The organism is Leisingera sp. ANG59, from assembly GCF_013317235.1.
In the GTDB taxonomy this organism is placed as follows: Bacteria; Pseudomonadota; Alphaproteobacteria; order Rhodobacterales; family Rhodobacteraceae; genus Leisingera.
In genome coordinates this window covers 70,402-86,041 of the sequence record NZ_WLCM01000006.1, presented here as the reverse complement: position 1 = coordinate 86,041, position 15,640 = coordinate 70,402, and the positions used below count along the sequence as shown (strand labels likewise).

Annotated in this window: 16 protein-coding genes and 1 pseudogene; 9 read left to right on the top strand and 8 right to left on the bottom strand. The window is 60.7% G+C overall.

Annotated features, from left to right (window positions below; genetic code table 11):
- Positions 1–91: 91 nt before the first annotated feature.
- The 3 genes and pseudogenes from GKC28_RS07845 to GKC28_RS07835 form a co-directional block, all read right to left on the bottom strand.
- Positions 92–370, bottom strand: a complete 279-nt coding sequence (locus tag GKC28_RS07845; RefSeq protein ID WP_174146353.1) for an acylphosphatase — start codon at positions 368–370, stop codon at positions 92–94.
- Positions 371–442: 72 nt separating this feature from the next.
- Positions 443–847: pseudogene (locus GKC28_RS07840) on the bottom strand (radical SAM protein); the annotation flags it as partial.
- Between the two features lie 95 nt (positions 848–942).
- Complete coding sequence (locus GKC28_RS07835; RefSeq protein WP_174146352.1) at positions 943–1,413, bottom strand: MarR family winged helix-turn-helix transcriptional regulator; 471 nt, start codon at positions 1,411–1,413, stop codon at positions 943–945.
- A 149-nt stretch (positions 1,414–1,562) separates the two neighbouring features.
- Here GKC28_RS07835 and GKC28_RS07830 point away from each other — a divergent pair, with 149 nt between their 5' ends.
- The 4 genes from GKC28_RS07830 (at position 1,563) to GKC28_RS07815 (ending at position 5,659) form a co-directional block, all read left to right on the top strand.
- A complete protein-coding gene (locus GKC28_RS07830; protein ID WP_174146351.1) occupies positions 1,563–2,735 on the top strand; it encodes an amidohydrolase in 1,173 nt (390 codons plus the stop codon).
- Between the two features lie 30 nt (positions 2,736–2,765).
- A complete protein-coding gene (locus GKC28_RS07825; protein ID WP_174146350.1) occupies positions 2,766–3,803 on the top strand; it encodes a TRAP transporter substrate-binding protein in 1,038 nt (345 codons plus the stop codon).
- Between the two features lie 111 nt (positions 3,804–3,914).
- Positions 3,915–4,370, top strand: a complete 456-nt coding sequence (locus GKC28_RS07820; RefSeq protein ID WP_254604184.1) for a TRAP transporter small permease — start codon at positions 3,915–3,917, stop codon at positions 4,368–4,370.
- Positions 4,367–5,659: a TRAP transporter large permease gene (locus GKC28_RS07815; protein WP_174146348.1), complete on the top strand. Its 1,293-nt coding sequence runs from the start codon at positions 4,367–4,369 to the stop codon at positions 5,657–5,659. The genes GKC28_RS07820 and GKC28_RS07815 overlap by 4 nt, the downstream gene beginning before the upstream one ends.
- Before the next feature lie 87 nt (positions 5,660–5,746).
- On the opposite strand, the gene GKC28_RS07810 is transcribed toward GKC28_RS07815, so the two are convergent.
- Positions 5,747–6,457 (bottom strand): helix-turn-helix transcriptional regulator, encoded by a 711-nt coding sequence (locus GKC28_RS07810; RefSeq protein ID WP_174146347.1) that lies wholly within the window; start codon positions 6,455–6,457, stop codon positions 5,747–5,749.
- Positions 6,458–6,546: 89 nt separating this feature from the next.
- Here GKC28_RS07810 and GKC28_RS07805 point away from each other — a divergent pair, with 89 nt between their 5' ends.
- The 3 genes from GKC28_RS07805 to GKC28_RS07795 all read left to right on the top strand — a co-directional run bounded on the left by GKC28_RS07805 (position 6,547) and on the right by GKC28_RS07795 (position 10,540).
- Entirely contained in the window at positions 6,547–8,154 is a 1,608-nt protein-coding gene (locus GKC28_RS07805) for an FAD-dependent monooxygenase (protein WP_174146346.1), read from the top strand.
- Complete coding sequence (locus GKC28_RS07800) at positions 8,151–8,330, top strand: DUF2783 domain-containing protein (RefSeq protein ID WP_174146345.1); 180 nt, start codon at positions 8,151–8,153, stop codon at positions 8,328–8,330. The genes GKC28_RS07805 and GKC28_RS07800 overlap by 4 nt, the downstream gene beginning before the upstream one ends.
- A gap of 272 nt (positions 8,331–8,602) precedes the next feature.
- Positions 8,603–10,540 carry an FAD-binding monooxygenase gene (locus tag GKC28_RS07795; protein WP_174146344.1) on the top strand — a complete coding sequence of 646 codons (1,938 nt, stop codon included), beginning with the start codon at positions 8,603–8,605 and terminating at the stop codon, positions 10,538–10,540.
- A 612-nt stretch (positions 10,541–11,152) separates the two neighbouring features.
- Here GKC28_RS07795 and GKC28_RS07790 read toward each other — a convergent pair.
- The 4 genes from GKC28_RS07790 to GKC28_RS07775 are packed head-to-tail and all read right to left on the bottom strand — an operon-like array spanning position 11,153 to position 13,514.
- Positions 11,153–12,040: a 3-keto-5-aminohexanoate cleavage protein gene (locus GKC28_RS07790; RefSeq protein WP_174146343.1), complete on the bottom strand. Its 888-nt coding sequence runs from the start codon at positions 12,038–12,040 to the stop codon at positions 11,153–11,155.
- A 58-nt stretch (positions 12,041–12,098) separates the two neighbouring features.
- The gene (locus GKC28_RS07785; RefSeq protein ID WP_174146342.1) at positions 12,099–12,251 is read right to left on the bottom strand and encodes a DUF1289 domain-containing protein; all 153 of its coding nucleotides are present in this window, start codon (positions 12,249–12,251) and stop codon (positions 12,099–12,101) included.
- A 28-nt stretch (positions 12,252–12,279) separates the two neighbouring features.
- A complete protein-coding gene (locus tag GKC28_RS07780; protein ID WP_174146341.1) occupies positions 12,280–13,137 on the bottom strand; it encodes an alpha/beta fold hydrolase in 858 nt (285 codons plus the stop codon).
- Positions 13,134–13,514 (bottom strand): hypothetical protein, encoded by a 381-nt coding sequence (locus GKC28_RS07775; RefSeq protein WP_174146340.1) that lies wholly within the window; start codon positions 13,512–13,514, stop codon positions 13,134–13,136. Before GKC28_RS07775 ends, GKC28_RS07780 begins: the two co-directional genes overlap by 4 nt.
- 247 nt (positions 13,515–13,761) lie before the next feature.
- On the opposite strand from GKC28_RS07775, the gene GKC28_RS07770 reads away from it, so the two are divergent.
- Entirely contained in the window at positions 13,762–14,637 is an 876-nt protein-coding gene (locus tag GKC28_RS07770) for a dioxygenase (protein WP_174146339.1), read from the top strand.
- Between the two features lie 97 nt (positions 14,638–14,734).
- Complete coding sequence (locus GKC28_RS07765; RefSeq protein ID WP_174146338.1) at positions 14,735–15,625, top strand: LysR family transcriptional regulator; 891 nt, start codon at positions 14,735–14,737, stop codon at positions 15,623–15,625.
- The last annotated feature ends 15 nt before the right edge of the window (positions 15,626–15,640 follow it).

Sequence of the window (15,640 nt, the reverse complement as noted above, 5' to 3'; positions counted from 1 at the left end):
AATGCGCGATTAAATGAAAGGCAACGCATTTTTCAATGCGGTGCCATGTTTGTTTGCCGGCTGAACTCCACAGTAACGGCTTACAGCTTGCCTAACCTGTGATGCTGAATCCGGTCACCGTAGGATCGGGATCGGTTCTTTCGGTCAGCACATCCTTGACTGAAGCAGCACCGGGGCCGCGGCCCATTCTGCGCACCATATCCGCGACGCTGGCTGCAGGCCCGATCAGCAAGGCCCGAACAGAGCCGTCCGGTTCATTACGGACCCAGCCCGACAGCCCGTGGCGCAACGCCTCCGCCCGCGCCCAGGTGCGGAAAGCCACGCCCTGCACGCGCCCCGTGACACGCGCCTTCACAGCTACAGAAGCCATGGGACACCTTCCTTTCCGTCATGAAGAGCTTCAGCATAACACATTCAGCCGCACTTTCTGATCAAGAAAGGGTCAATACAGGGCCAGCTGATTGCCCGCCTGCGGAGGGCAGGCAAACAAGTCGCAGCGCAGCGCCTCTGTCCGCTCCTGCAGCCCCAGCCGCTTGCAACCCGCCCTGAACCGCTGCGCGATCAGTTCGGCATACTGCCCTTCGCCCCGCATCCGATGGCCCCAGCGCGGATCATAGTCGCGCCCGCCGTGCATCTCCCGCAGCCGCGCCATCACTTTGGTGGCGCGGCCCGGTTCGTGCTCGGCCAGCCAATCCTGCCAGAGCTCCGACACCTCCCTCGGCAACCGCAGCATGATCCAGCTGGCCGCATCAGCCCCCGCCTCTGCTCCGGCGGCCAACAGCGCCTCCAGCTCATGATCTGTCAGCCCCGGCACCACCGGAGAAGTCATGACCCGAACCGTCACCCCTGTAACCGCAGGCGCTACGCTGCCGCAAGGCCGGTTGGATCGAGCAGCAACGTTTACTGAAGGATTCTTTGGGAAAAAACGCCGGAACAGGCTGCCTAATCAATAGCCAAAGCAGTCCGGTATTCTTCCGAGGTGATCCAGCTGCCGAGCCGGTCGAGAATTCCGTCAAGCGTTGCAAGCTCCTGTTCCGACAGAGGTTCAGTCAGAATTACCTCAAGACGGTCAGATAACTGGCGGGCGATGCGACGGATATTTTGCCCTTTGGGCGTTGTAGTCAGCAGAAACACCCGGGCGTCTTCGAGAGAGTTCTCCCTCACAATCAGGCCGTTGCCCAACAGGGTTTGAATGATCCTCGACGTAAGGCTGCGCTCCAATCCCGTCGCCTTGGCTATCTCCGCAAATGTGGTGCCAGGTGTGTCGTCAATTAGCCTTAAAACCCGCAGTTCCCGGATCCGGAAGCCCGTTTCGCGCAAGAATATCTCGTCATTGGCGCTGATCGCTTCCTGCGCCACGAGCTCGAGCCGGTAAGTCAATCTTTCGTTCCTGAAGGCTTTGTTCATCTTCATTTAGATCCGTATCTACTGAGCCGCAGTGCAGGAAAAGTATCAAGCGACACCCTGATTTCATCAAGCAATATTCTTAAACTCCAGCTAGTTTGCAAATTTAATCTCACGGCGCAACCATCTTGCCGTGAGATATAATGGAGACCCGTCGCATGTTTGCAGAGTGGTATAGCATCCAGAAGCCCATTTCTGAGAGCTGGCTCCACGATCTTCACAGCCATCCCGAAACTGGCTTCGAAGAAACCAAGACCGCTGCCTTCGTAGCCAGCCGTCTAACGGAATTCGGCTATGAAGTTGCCACTGGCCTCGGCGGCACTGGTGTCGTCGGAACCTTGCACGGTGCAGGCGCCAGTGATGCTGCACCGGGCCGCCGCATCGGCTTTCGCGCTGAACTGGATGCACTGCCGATGGCAGAAGAGGCCGACGTGCCCTACCGTTCAAAGGTGGAAGGGAGGTTTCATGGCTGCGGCCATGACGGCCACACCGTCACCGCGCTCACTGCAGCCGCCTATCTGGCGCACAGCCCAGATTTCGAAGGCACCGTACATTTCATCTTCCAGCCTGCCGAGGAATTGCTGACCGGTGCCCGCGCAATGCTGGCCGACGGCCTGTTCGAGCGTTTTCCCTGCGACGAGATCTACGCCCTGCACAACCTGCCCGGCCTGCCGGCGGGCAAAGTCGGCATACCATCAGCTGCAGCAATGGCCTCAGCTGACAACATCGACGTCACCATTCGCGCCAATGGTGCCCACGGTTCGATGCCGCATACTGGCGAGGACGCCATTGCTGCGGCCTCGGCCTTCATCGGTTTGGTACAGCAAACGTCGACCCGGATCATTGATGCGCGGGAAGCCGGTGTGATCTCCTTTGGCGTTCTCACGGGTGGCACGGCTCGCAATGTGTTGCCTGCTGAGGTCTCCATCGAAGGCACAATGCGCACCAACGCGCCCGACGTACGCGACAGGCTGGCCACCCTGCTTCAGGAAGCCGCCACTGCGGCCGAGCACCTCTACGGCGTCGCCGTAGAGCTTCAGGTCACCAAAGTTGCTCCTGTGACTTTCAACAATAGTGACGCCGTCGCCGCAGCGACGGCCTCGGCCAGGCGGGTCGCCGGAGCAGACAAAGTTATTGCGGATGCCCGAAATCTGATGGCCTCCAAGGATTTCTCGGAATTTCTGAACCGGGTGCCGGGCAGCTACTTCTTCATCGGCCAGGACGGCCGTGCACCGCACCACCCCGAATTCGCCTTCGACCCGGCGGTCATTCCGCTGGGCGCTGCAATTTTTGCAGACCTAGCCAAATGCCGGACCCGCAAGCCTGAATAACCACGATCATTCATCCAAGGGAGGAAACAGATGATCAACCTTGCCATCAAACTACTCAAGGGCGCGGCGGCTGCTGCCGCAATCCTGACCGCCACGGTTCAAGCCGCCAGCGCGGAAAACCTGACGATGTCATCCTGGGTGCCGCCGACCCATTTCGTGCATACCGACTTTCTCGTACCCTTTACCGAAAAGGTAGCTGAGGTCACAGAAGGCCGTGTCACCGTGACCATCCTGCCCGCGCCGCTGGCCAGCCCGCCGCAGCACTGGGAGCTGGCCCGCAATGGCGTCGCGGACATCACTTGGGGCAATTTCACTTACGAGCCGGAGCGTTTCGTACCGTTGTGGTTCGCAGAATTTCCCAACGCCGGCACCAACGCTGCGGCACAAAGCCGAGCGCTTTGGCAAACCTACGAGAAGTTTCTGGCCGGCAATCCTGCTTTTGATGGAGTCAAGATGCTGGCCGTAGGCATGTTTGGAGGCGGCCAGTTGCACCACGGTAGCGCCGCTGTGACCACACCCGAGGATGTGAGCGGTCAGAAGTTCCGCATGGGTGGCCCGATCCAGGAGCAGCTGCTGACCAAACTGGGTGCGGTTCCGGTCGCGGCGCCCGCCACCAAAGCCTACGAAATGCTGGAAAGCGGAGTCATCGATGGCTCGCTGCACACCATGGAATCTGTGGTCAACTTCAGGCTCGAGGACAGCCTCAAGCATCACACAATTTTCCCCAACGGTTTTTATGACGCGACCTTCTTCGTGGTTATGAACGGCGCCAAATGGGACCGGCTCAGCGATGCCGACAAAGCGGCGATCGAAGCCGTCACCGGTGAGGCCCTGTCGGCGGCATGGGGAAAGAACTTCGATCACCAAAATCCAGCTGCATCGGAGAAGCTGGCTGCTGAAGGTCACGAAATTGCCGAAGCCGCACCCGAGCTGATTACCGCGGTGAACAATATCTACGACGAGATGGTGTCGGAGTGGACCGAGAAGGCAAAGGCTGCCGGCGTGGAAGACCCGGCTGCGATGCTTGGCTTCTACAGAGAGACCTACACCGAATTGGCTGCGGAATAACCCTCTCCGGGCAAACCACTCGGGGACGGTGCGGCCGTCCCCCTTTCTGCAATAGGAGGCCGCAGGATGCGCTCTTTGGCTTTGAAAATCCGCCGGACAGTAGAAACGGCAATGGCACTGTTTCTGCTGGCCATGGTGGCTCTCACCTTCACCGATGTGATCGGACGCCGCCTGTTCGGCGAACCGGTTTACGGCGCAAATGACATTACCGAACACCTGATGGCGCTGACAGTCTTTGCCGGCTTGCCTTTGGTGACCGCCGCGGGGGCGCACCTGACAATCGATCTTCTCGACAAACTGCTGGACCGCCCCGGGTTGGCATGGTGGCGCGTGCTGACCGGGCTTCTGGTGGCAGCTGTGCTCGGCATGATGGCCTGGTTGTTCGTCAAGCACGGCCTCAATGCCTCGAGCATTTCTGAGGTCAGTCAAGCGCTTCGCGTGCCGCGCGCACCGCTCTATTTCTTCATGGCACTGAGCTGCGCGCTGTCTGCACTGGCTGCTTTTGCCGTGGTCCTCGGCAGCCCACTTGCCGACGCCGCAACTGCGCATAAGGAGGAAGTGTTGTGATTGCCGGTTCTCTGTCCATGGCTGCGGCCATCCTGCTTGCCTTTCTCAGGATCCCGCTGGCCTTTTCGCTGCTCGCTGTTTCGGTCATAGGCATCGGGCTGGCGATCAACTGGCACATTGCTCTGAAGCTGGTGCCGCTGACGATCTCGGACGCGGTGCTGTCCTATGACCTTGCCGTGGTGCCCATGTTCATCCTGATGGGCAACGTCATCTCCAAGACCGGCATCGCCCACGATCTGTTCCGCGCCGCCTATGCCTTTGTGGGCAACGTGCGCGGCGGGCTGGCGCTGTCCGCCATGGCCGCCTGCTCCGGCTTCTCCGCGGTCTGCGGCTCCAGCTACGCCACCGCCGCCACCATGGCCAAGGTGTCCTATCCCAGCATGAAAAAATACGGCTACTCCGACGAGCTGGCGGCCGGCACCATTGCCGCCGGCGGCACACTCGGCATCCTGATCCCGCCCTCGATCATCATGGTGGTCTACGGAATTCTGACCCAGACCAACATCGGCGACTTGTTTATTGCCGGAGTGGTGCCGGGGCTGATCGGTCTGGCCGCCTACATGGTGGCAATCCGCATCATTGCGGCCCTTGACCCAAGCCATGCCCCGCGCGGGGAAAGCACCCCCTGGCCGGAAAAGCTCCTGGCGCTGTCCGGCGTCTGGCCTTTCCTGCTGTTGTTCGGGCTGATCATCGGCGGGCTTTATGCCAAGCTGTTCACCCCCACTGAGGCCGCTGGCATGGGAGCTGGTCTTGCCATCCTGATCGCGGCCTTTCACGGGCGGCTCGGCTGGAGCGTGCTGCGCACCATCATCATCGATACCGCCTATACCTCGGTATCGCTTTACACTGTGCTTTTCGGCGCACTGATGCTGTCCAAGCTGCTCACTCTGTCCGGGCTTGCCGCGGGTGTTTTGGGGCTGGTCGAGTCGACCGGGCTCGAAGGCCTCGCGCTGATCTTCGTTATCATGGCGGTGTTCCTTGTTCTGGGCTGCGTGATGGATTCTATGGCCATCATTCTGATCTTCGTTCCACTGTTCGCACCGGTGGTGGTTTCCCAAGGCTTTGACCTGGTCTGGTTCGGCATCATTGTGATCGTGGTGACCGAAATCGCCCTTGTCACGCCGCCCGTCGGTATGAACGTCTTTGTACTCAAGGCCGTCCTGCCGGAAGTCCCGGTGGTCAAGATCTTCAGGGGGCTGGTGCCGTTCATCATCGCCGATGTAGCCAGGCTGGCGCTGCTGATCGCCTTCCCTGCCCTGACCCTGTGGCTGGGAAGCACGGTGGGATAAACTCCGAGACCCGTTCAGGCTCACATTGCCTGAACGGGACTTTCCCTATGGAAACTGCGCAGGGAGGCCACTAGCTTTGCAGCAATGTCAGCCCGTGGCACCAGGCTCTCTGCACAGGGCAAACAGTCCCGCACGCGAATTGATTCCCAGCTTGGCATAGGCGCGTTTGCGGTAGGTGATCACGGTATTGGGCGCGACCTCGAGAGCCGCTGCGATCACCTCCGCCTTCTGCCCCGCCAGAATACCCAGGCAGACCGCCCGCTCCCGCTCACTCAACGCGTCCAAAGCCGGCGGTGTGGTGCTGCCGGACGTCCGCTCGAAATGCATAAGCGCCAACCGGCCTGCAATTCGCGCTAAATCCGCGTCGCAGTCCGGCTGTGCCCCGCCCGTCTTGTACAGGCTTACGAAAAGCCTCAGCCGCACTCCGGCGGCCAGCACCGTGGTCTTGGCCCGCAGCCCCGGCGTGTCGAAGAAAATCCGCCGGTAGTCGCTACCCATCGTTTCGGCAATCGTCTCCAGCCGCCTCAGCCGGACTGTGCCTGGCTGCGCCTGCATCAGTTCAGGCAAAAGCGGATCCTGCAGATACCAGCCATCCAGATATTGCGCTGACAGTTCCTCGGCTAGCGCTGCACTTCGGTAATGGCGCGAGAACAGGCAGCGCGCATTCCCTTCAGTGATCGCAAATACCATGACCTGATCGGCCCCCAACGTTTCCATGAACTCTGAAAACGCCGGCGCAAAGCCACCGCTGCCCAGCAGCGCAAGACAAGTATCGATATGCCGGATACAGGATGCCATCGCCACAAGCTATCATGTCCCCCCTCAAGGAGGACAGACAGGACACCTGCCGGGCAACTATGTTTTCCCAATCAAGGAGGAGCTTACCTATGAGACCGGCAGGCCGCGGCGACACCGACTCGCTCTACTTCACGTACCCGCATTTTGATCCGCCGGAATACCGCAGCAATCTATCAGATGATGTTCCGGTCGCAATCGTGGGCGCCGGTCCTGTGGGCATGACAGCAGCACTCGCACTGGCCCGCCACGGCGTGCCATCGATGCTGTTTGACGCTAAGTCCACCTTCAACGACGGAAGCCGCGCCATCTGTGTCGCCCGCCAAAGTTTTCGCATCTTCGATCGCATCGGCGCAGTGGTGCCCTTCCTGGAAAAAGCGCTGCCCTGGACCACAGGGCGCAGTTTCTACCGCGGCCGCCAGATCCTCGAGTTCGCAATGCCGGACAGCCCAGCCGAGAAGTACCGGCCGATGTACAACATCCAGCAGCAGTACATCGAGCAGTATCTTTGGGACGCCATCGCCCGCGAGCCGCTGATCGAAACCCGCTGGCAAAGCCGGATCACCGGGGCCAGTGATACCCGCGATGGCGTCACCCTAACGGTTGAAGACCCGCACGGTATCTATACGCTCAACGCGGCTTGGGTGCTGGCCGCGGACGGCGCCCGCAGTGCCATCCGCAAACTGCGCGGCCTTCGCCTGAAAGGTGAGAACTACGAGGGCCGCTATGTCATCGCCGATGTGCAGATGAAGCACGGTTACCCAACCATCCGCCGGGCACTGTTTGACCCTGACTGCCGCCGCGGCGGTACAATCCTGGTACACAAGCAGCCAGATGATATCTGGCGCATCGACTACCAGCTTCACGATGGCGAGGATGAGAAGAAAGCTATCCGCGAGGAGACTGTGCGCGCCTCGGTCAGCGCAGTGCTGCGGGAGATTGGCCATGACGGCGACTGGGAGCTGGAATGGTGGAGCGTCTATTCCGCCAACACGCTGGCGCTTGATGATTATCGTGACGGACGCGTGTTCTTCGTCGGCGACAGCGCCCATATCGTGCCGATCTTCGGCGTGCGCGGCCTGAACAACGGCTTGGCCGACGCCTATGACATCGCATGGAAACTGGCCTGGGTGCTGCAAGGAAAAGCCGGGACAGCGCTTTTGGACAGCTACACGCCGGAACGCCGCGGCGCGACGCTGGATGTCTTCGCCAATGCATCCAAGTCGGCCCGATTCATGACCCCGCCCAGCCCCGGTTGGCAGTTGATGCGAGACACGGCGCTGAACCTCGCGCTAAGCCATCCGTTCGCAGGCGAGCTGGCCAACCCCAGGCAGATGACTCCCTACAGTTATGCCGCCAGCCCCGCCGTCCAGGCCGACGATACGGGCTTCGAAGATGGCCCGCAGCCTGGCACGGTGTTGCCCGACGCCCGCACCTCAGACGGGTTTCTCTCCGGCATTCTGGGCCCCGGCTTCAGTCTCGTCACCTTCGGGGAGGCGTTGGCCGGGACTGCTGCTGAGCTGGGTCTGACACATATCGTATTGCCACCGGGTTCCGACGCCGCGCGGTTGCTTTCTGCCTCTCCGGACAGCGCCTATCTCATCCGGCCCGACACCCATATTGCCGCCCGCTGGCGCCGGGCCACACCTGGAGCGCTGCGGCAGGCTCTCGCCTGCGCCACAGCAGGAGAAATCAAATGACACCGGAAGACCTCGAATCCGTTTTTGAAACCCTGGCCCGTGCGCTGGACGCCGCAGGAGAAGAACAGCACGCTGCACTGCTGGCGAAACTGGTTCTGCTGTTGTCCCGCGATTTGGATGACCCCGACCTGGTCTGCCGGCGCATCATGGAAGCGGGCAAGAATCTTGCCGCTTAGCGCTGCCACTTTCAGTCCGGTGCGTTGCCCCCGCAGGCTGGCTTCGTCGTGCAGCCGGCGGGCATACTGAAATTTGCTAAATCAACGGGGACTCTGATCTTAACCGCATCACCTCTCGGCCCGGTTTCTACGCTGGGGAAGAGCAACCAGAAATAACAGCATGAATGCGCTGGCCAACCGGAATGGTATGTATACATACCTTACTTGAGGGGGGCGCTGAATAATACAATCAGTAATAACCGTTCAGAAAGCGGTGAAGCGGAGAGTTGGCCATGCAGTACTACGTTGACGGGTTCAAACCTGGTGATCCCGATATCAAACCATCAGCACCAGGCCTTGGTCGTGCCACCTCGAACGCAAACGATATCCCGCAAAAGGTCGATGTACTGATTGCCGGGTGCGGACCCGCAGGGCTGTGCCTCGCGGCACAGCTGGCGGGTTTTCCAGAAATTTCGACTATGATTGTCGAACCAAAACACGGGCCTATGGAAAAAGGGCAAGCCGATGGTATCAGCGTCCGCTCGATGGAAATGTTTCAGGCCTTTGGCTTCGCGGAAAAGGTAAAGCGCGAAGCCTACTGGGTGAACCAGACGGCATTCTGGAAACCGTCCCCCGCCAATCCGAGCCACATCCACCGCGCCGGGATCGCCCAAGACGTAGCCGATGATCAGTCGGAGATGCCGCATACAATCGTGAACCAGGCGAGGATTCATCAGCTATTCCTCGACGTGATGAAAAACGCACCAACACGTTTGGAACCCCATTACGGGCTGCGTCTCAATGACCTGGTGATTGACAGCGGCAGAGACGATCACCCCGTTACTGTTTCCCTGGAGCACGTGACCGAAGATGGCAGTGCTGGTGACACCGTCACGGTGCAAGCAAAATACGTCGTCGGTTGTGACGGTGCGCGCAGCACAGTGCGCAAGTCGATCGGGGGCGAATTGCACGGGGATGCGGCGCATCAGGCCTGGGGCGTGATGGATATTCTGGCGAATTCCGATTTCCCGGATCTGCGCAGGAAATGCCTGATCCAGTCGGCGAAAGAAGGCAATATCCTGATCATCCCGCGCGAAGGCGGCTATCTTTTCCGGATGTATGTCGAACTCGACAAGCTCAATCCGGATGAGCGGGTGTCGAACCGCAACCTGACAGCCGATGATATCATCGCTGCGGCAAACCGGATCATGACCCCCTACCTCATCGACGTCAAAGAAGTGGTCTGGTGGTCAGTCTACGAGATCGGCCACATGCTGACCGACAAGTTCGATGATGTCCCCGCGGACGAAATCGCCCGCCGCACGCCCCGCGTTTTCACTGCGGGGGATGCCTGTCACACCCACAGCCCCAAGGCGGGTCAAGGCATGAATGTGTCCATGGGCGATACCTTCAACCTCGGCTGGAAACTGGCGCATGTTCTGACCGGCCGGTCAGACCCGGGCCTGCTGCATAGTTACTCGGCCGAACGCCAGCTGGAAGCCAAGCGGTTGGTTGAGACTGATCACAAGTGGGCGCGCATCATGAGCGCTCCGCCAGGCGAATCCGAACTCGATGGCAGCGAAATGCCCCGGTTTCAGAAGCAGTTCATCGAAAACCTGGAGTTTACCGGCGGGCTTGCCGTGCACTACGAACCTTCAAGGATTATCGCCGCGTCGGCGCACCAGTCGCTTGCCACGGGCCAAATCGCGGGCAAGCGCTTCCATTCGGCGCCGGTTCTAAGGCTATCCGATGCGAAGCCCATGCAGCTGGGCCATGTTGCCGAGGCGGACGGGCGCTGGCGCATCTACGCCTTTGCAGGACAAGATGACGATGGAACCGAAGGCGGTGCGATTCATAGCCTGTGCGCCGATCTGGAAAATGACCCTTCGTCACCGATCCGGCGGTATACCGGTGCAGCTGAAGATATCGATGCCCTGATCGACCTGCGCGCCATCTTTCAGCAGGATTTCAAGGCGCTGAACTTTGAGGACATGCCGGGCCTGCTTCGGCCTGCAAAGGGCCGCTACGGGCTGCGCGACTTCGAGAAGATTTTCTGCGTCGATCACAAACTTGGCGACGACATCTACGCGATGCGCGGCATTGACCGCACGCATGGATGCATGATCATCGTGCGGCCGGATCAATATGTGGCCCAGATCCTGCCGCTTCGGAGCTTTGGCGAGCTGTCAGCCTTTTTCGAGGGGGTTCTCCAAGCCCAACCAGAGCGCTAACACAGCTCAACCGCTCCATGGAAAAGCGCTCCTTCAACTGGGGCGCACACTCCTCGGCGCCAGTTCAACAAACCTCTCCAGAAACACAGGCAGATCCCATCTTTTACTTTTCCGAGCGGCCGTCTGCACTGCCTAACCTATTGTTGATGCGACCTATAATCATGATAGTTGCAAAAGGCGGCCTTTTTAGCGTCTCGCGACTGACTGCCGAAGGGCGGCTTGCCGGTTCTGACGCAGTAGCCGAGTGAACCCCACCTTTCAGAAGCCCCTTGCCCCTCCCAACTGGCAGTGAACCGGCAGGTGAACCGTTTCAGGACGTGAAACGCGATGCCGGCCATGACACCCCAAAAGCCGCGCCGGTCCCAAACAGCGATACGCCCGAAGCAGCGAAGATGACGGTGATCAGCCCAGCCTGCGCATTTTCAGATGCCCGCATACCGTTGGCTACGGCGGGCGGAAGGGCTCTCACGAGACGCTCGAACAGGCCAGCGATTCTGCAGCACCTGGACAGACCGGCAAGGGACCGGAAGGGGATACAAGGACCGCCAGGAACCGGCCCCGCCAGCGGAGCCGGAAATGTTCCCCGGCCGCAGCCGCCGGTATCCGGCCGCGTCAGACAATAGTCGCAGCTTCGGACTTTTCGGTTTTGCCGCGGGTCATGCCGACTTTGGGTAAGCGCAGCCCGAGAATGCGCCGCGCCTCTTGCCAGGTTGCGACGGGGCGGTTGTTCTTTGCGCAAATTTCCGCGGTCCGGCGCACCAGCGCGGCGTTTGACGGGGCCAGCGTATCCCGGTCGAGGCGGACATTGTCCTCAAGCCCGGTCCGCGCGTGCCCGCCCGCAGATATCGCCCATTCGTTCAGCGTAAGCTGATTGGCCCCGATGCCGGCCGCGCACCACGGCGCATCTTCGCCGAACAGCCGGTGAACGGTGCGGATGTAGTAGTCGAACACATCCCGATCGACCGGCATGGCGTTCTTCACACCCATTACGAATTGGATGTAGGGGGTTCCGGGCAGCAGGCCTTCATCGGCCATCTGCTTGGCCTTCAGGATGTGACTCAGATCGAACGCTTCGATCTCGGGCTTGACGTCGTGGGCTGACATTTCCGAGGCCAGCCAAGCCACCAGATCGGGCGGGTTCTCGTAGACACGGGTTGGGAAATTGTTCGACCCGACCGAAAGCGAGGCCATGTCGGGCCGCAAGGGCAGCATCCCGCCGCGCGTCCTGCCCGCGCCAGACCGCCCGCCGGTCGAGAACTGGATGATCATGCCCGGGCAGTGCTTCTCGATACCTTCCTTCAGAGCCGCGAATTTCTCCGGATCCGACGAGGGCGTCTCATCCTCGTTGCGCACATGGGCATGAACGATGGCGGCGCCAGCTTCAAAGGCTTCCTGGGTCGATTCCACCTGTTCCGATACGCTGATCGGCACAGCCGGGTTGTTGGCTTTGGTCGGCAGGCTGCCGGTGATCGCCACGCAGATGATGCAGGGGGTTGTCATTGATATGTTCCGGTTTTGACGCGTTGCGGCGCGTGCGGCGCGCCTGGTTTGTATCCGCTCAGGAGCGAGCCTCGGCCGGTGCGGAAGCTTTGCCTGCCTGCCGCATACTCTCGACGGCAGCGCGTTCTTCTTCGGTGAAGAACATCCAGGCAGCCTCTGGCTTCTTGTGCTTCTTGCACCCCGGACAGGGATTGTCGGCGTTCTTGCACATGGTTCCTCCTCCCGTGCGATTTCGGGTGTCAGGCCGCCTTGGCGGCCGGTTCCGGCATTTTCCCAAGCGCTTCTACAAAGAAGGGACGGAACCCCTCCGGGTGTTCGCTCATCGGGAAATGCCCCAGCTCATCCATCACGGCCAGCGTTGCGCCGGGGATCGCCCTGGCGGTCCGCTCCGCATCCTCCGGCGTGCAGGTCAGGTCATAAGCGCCGACGATGATGTGAACCGGGGTCTTGCCAGTGTCGATCCTGGCCAGGCGCGGGATGAGGCTGTCGTCCTTGGTGTAAAAGCTCAGATCGCCGCGGAACACGCCAGGGCCGCTCTGCATGAACATCCAAAGCGTGTTCCAGCGTTCGGCATCCGGCGCGAATGGCGAGATATTGGCCGAAACCAGCGCCGCCCCCATTTCGCCGCCATGGGCGTCCGGGCGGTGGAACCAATCGATGTCATACCAGGCGGGCTGGAAATCCGAGGCTTCGATGGCAATGAAGCCGCTGAACTTTTCCGGATGCAGGGCGGCAAGCTGCAGCGCGATGCGCCCGCCCATGGAACAGCCCGCCAGCACCGGGCGGACCAGCCCCAGCCCGTCGATGACCGCCAGAACGGTTTCGATATAGGCTTCGGTGGTCAGCAGGTATTCCTGCGTTTCAAAGCCTTCGGGCGGCAGCGACTTTCCATGCCAGGGCATGTCGAAGGCGATCAGCCGGTTCGAGGCGGTGATCTCTGCGTCGTTCATCAGGTGCCGCCACTGGCGGGTGTCGGCCCCGGCGGTGTGCAGGCAGATGACCGGACGGCCCTGCCCTGCTTCCTCGAAATAGATCCGGCGGGGCGTGCCGCCCACGGTGACCGTGACATAGCGGCCGGTAATCGGTTCGATACTCATGCGGCCAGCTCCTCTTTCGCGCGGGGCAGTGTCAGCACTTCCTTGAAGAAACGCAGGTTCTTGACGAGGCTCAGGATGTCGCCGTCGATCCGGCCGCGGCCTGCCTTCACCAGCCCGAAAATGTCATGGAACCCCGGCTCGGGACGGGCCTGCCAGAACTTTTCCAGTGCTTCGGCATCTGTGCGCAGGGCGAACCGCCAAGGCGTCTTGCGGCTCGGGCCTTCGGTGACGGACACGATGTGCCCCTTGTCGAACGACAGGTAATACTCGCTGCCGCCGATCTCGATCAGCACCGTTTCGGAAAACAGACGGCCAAGGCGCAGCAAGTACGGCGCCGCCTCAAGGCTGGTCTGAATATGCTTGAAAGTTTCGATCACCTGCACCTCCCGCAATCTCCTAAGCTGGGGAAGTGTTGCCACAGCGGGATGCGCTGCGGCCATGCCAGCGCGGGTATCGGGCAATACTCGCGGGCCATGCGCCGGAGGCGCGTCCGGCGATCCGCGGTATCACCTGATACCGCCGCAGGCATTGGGATAACCGGCCGTATTGGCAAAGCTCGGCTGCGAGTGAGGGACGGTGGAGCGTCCTGCAACCGACCCAGCCTGCCAGGAGGAGAAAGAACCCATGGGCATCGTCAACCAAGACAACATTACGGACGTCGTGATCAGCAGCCTTGGCCAGCATGGCACCATCACGGACCGCGAGCGCGAGATCGCGACCGGCATCATCAAGCACATGCATGCCTTCATCAAGGACGTGAAACTGCAGCATCACGAGTTCCTGGCCGCCTGCGATTATCTCGCCCGCGCTGGCAAGCTGTGCGACGACAACCGCCAGGAGTTCATCCTGCTGGCGGACATCCTGGGCATCGAGGTCCTGGTCGACATGATGACCAACCCGGTCGAAGGCAACGAGAGCGAGTCGACCGTTCTTGGCCCGTTTTACCGCGAAAACCCGCCGGTCCTGCCCAAGGGGGCGTCGACCATCCAGAAGCATTTCGACAACGAGGAAACGGCTTATTTCGAGGGTTATATCAAGGACGAAAACGGCAACGGCATCGCCGGTGTGACGATCGACGTCTGGGAAGACGCCCCGAACGGCGTCTATGAAAACCTCGACCCGGACCAGCCCGAATACAACCTGCGCGGCCGCTTCGAGACCGACGAGAACGGCCACTACGCCTTTGTCGCGGTCCGCCCCGTCCCCTACCCGATCCCCGATGATGAAACCGCAGGCGAGCTGCTGCGTTTCATGGGCCACCACCCGAACCGCCCGGGGCACGTGCACTTCATTATTTCCAAGGACGGCTACCGCCCGCTGATCAGCCAGATCTACGACGCCGACAGCAAATGGCTGGAGAACGACAGCGTCTTCGCCGTCAAGGAAAGCCTGATCGGCAAGTTCAAGCCCGCGGCCAAGGAACTGGGCACGGACCTGCACTTCGAGTTCGACTTCGTGCTCAAGGAAGGCGCCGCTGCGCAGTCCGTCGCCGCCGAGTGAAACCCCGATACCTCCCACCAGACTGGCCTCCGATATTCGGGGGCCTTTTTTCACCTGCCAGGATCTCCTAACGTAAAACGTGGGGGAGTACCGGAAAATGAACTTCAAACAGCTGTCCTATTTCATTGCGGTGGCAGAAGAGTTGCATTTCGGACGGGCGGCAGAGCGTCTCGACATGGCGCAGCCGCCGCTCAGCCGCCAGATCAAGCAGCTCGAGGAAGAGCTGGGCGCAGTCCTGTTCAACCGCGGCCGCAGCGCGATCACGATGACCCAGGCAGGGGAGCGGCTGCTCGCACGCGGGAAATCCATCCTGGCTCAGATTGAAGATACTCAACTGGAAGTGCGCCGTTTGGGCCAGGGGGCCGAGGGGCGTCTGCGCATCGGCTTCGTTGGATCTGCAACCTTTGGCATTCTTCCGAACATCATTCGGTCATACCGGGCAAATTACCCGGAAGTGAACCTTAGCCTTATCCCCATGAACAATGCCGATCTGCATAGGGCCTTGGTATCGCGTGAACTCGACGTGGTTTTCGCCCGCCCAACGCTTAAGGATCCAGAGTTCCTCTCGAAACACTTGGTAGAAGAACGGCTAATCCTGGCATTACCCGATATTGTGGACACGGGGACACGCTCAGTCGCAAAGCTTGAGCGCCTGAAGACGCACCATCTGATCCTTTACCCCGAGAAGCCCCGCCCGAGCTATGCGGACATGGTTCTGAAAGCTATCGAAGAAGCCGGTTTCGAAGCGCCGCTACGCATCTGGTGCATGGATCTGCAAACCGCGCTCGGCTTGGTTGCCGTCGGCGAGGGCGTTTGCATCGTGCCGGAGTCAGTTGCAAACGCCCCGCGGAAAGGTATGAAATTCCTCAGGATCGAACCCGAGTTCGCGCGCACCGAACTGTCTGTCAACTACCGGCTGGACGAGCAAGGCCTGCATGTGAAGAACTTCGTCAACATCGCGCAAAAGGTGGCCCGCAAGGTTTTCTAGTCGGACGGCCGGTGT

Coding starts and splice junctions, on each gene's coding strand:
- GKC28_RS07785 (WP_174146342.1), bottom strand. CDS start 12,251: ATGTGCAAGAACGCCGACAATCCCTGTCCGGGGTGCAAGAAGCACAAG.
- GKC28_RS07800 (WP_174146345.1), top strand. CDS start 8,151: ATGACACCGGAAGACCTCGAATCCGTTTTTGAAACCCTGGCCCGTGCG.
- GKC28_RS07830 (WP_174146351.1), top strand. CDS start 1,563: ATGTTTGCAGAGTGGTATAGCATCCAGAAGCCCATTTCTGAGAGCTGG.
- GKC28_RS07770 (WP_174146339.1), top strand. CDS start 13,762: ATGGGCATCGTCAACCAAGACAACATTACGGACGTCGTGATCAGCAGC.
- GKC28_RS07780 (WP_174146341.1), bottom strand. CDS start 13,137: ATGAGTATCGAACCGATTACCGGCCGCTATGTCACGGTCACCGTGGGC.
- GKC28_RS07810 (WP_174146347.1), bottom strand. CDS start 6,457: ATGGCATCCTGTATCCGGCATATCGATACTTGTCTTGCGCTGCTGGGC.
- GKC28_RS07835 (WP_174146352.1), bottom strand. CDS start 1,413: ATGAAGATGAACAAAGCCTTCAGGAACGAAAGATTGACTTACCGGCTC.
- GKC28_RS07795 (WP_174146344.1), top strand. CDS start 8,603: ATGCAGTACTACGTTGACGGGTTCAAACCTGGTGATCCCGATATCAAA.
- GKC28_RS07845 (WP_174146353.1), bottom strand. CDS start 370: ATGGCTTCTGTAGCTGTGAAGGCGCGTGTCACGGGGCGCGTGCAGGGC.
- GKC28_RS07790 (WP_174146343.1), bottom strand. CDS start 12,040: ATGACAACCCCCTGCATCATCTGCGTGGCGATCACCGGCAGCCTGCCG.
- GKC28_RS07820 (WP_254604184.1), top strand. CDS start 3,915: ATGGCACTGTTTCTGCTGGCCATGGTGGCTCTCACCTTCACCGATGTG.
- GKC28_RS07765 (WP_174146338.1), top strand. CDS start 14,735: ATGAACTTCAAACAGCTGTCCTATTTCATTGCGGTGGCAGAAGAGTTG.
- GKC28_RS07825 (WP_174146350.1), top strand. CDS start 2,766: ATGATCAACCTTGCCATCAAACTACTCAAGGGCGCGGCGGCTGCTGCC.
- GKC28_RS07805 (WP_174146346.1), top strand. CDS start 6,547: ATGAGACCGGCAGGCCGCGGCGACACCGACTCGCTCTACTTCACGTAC.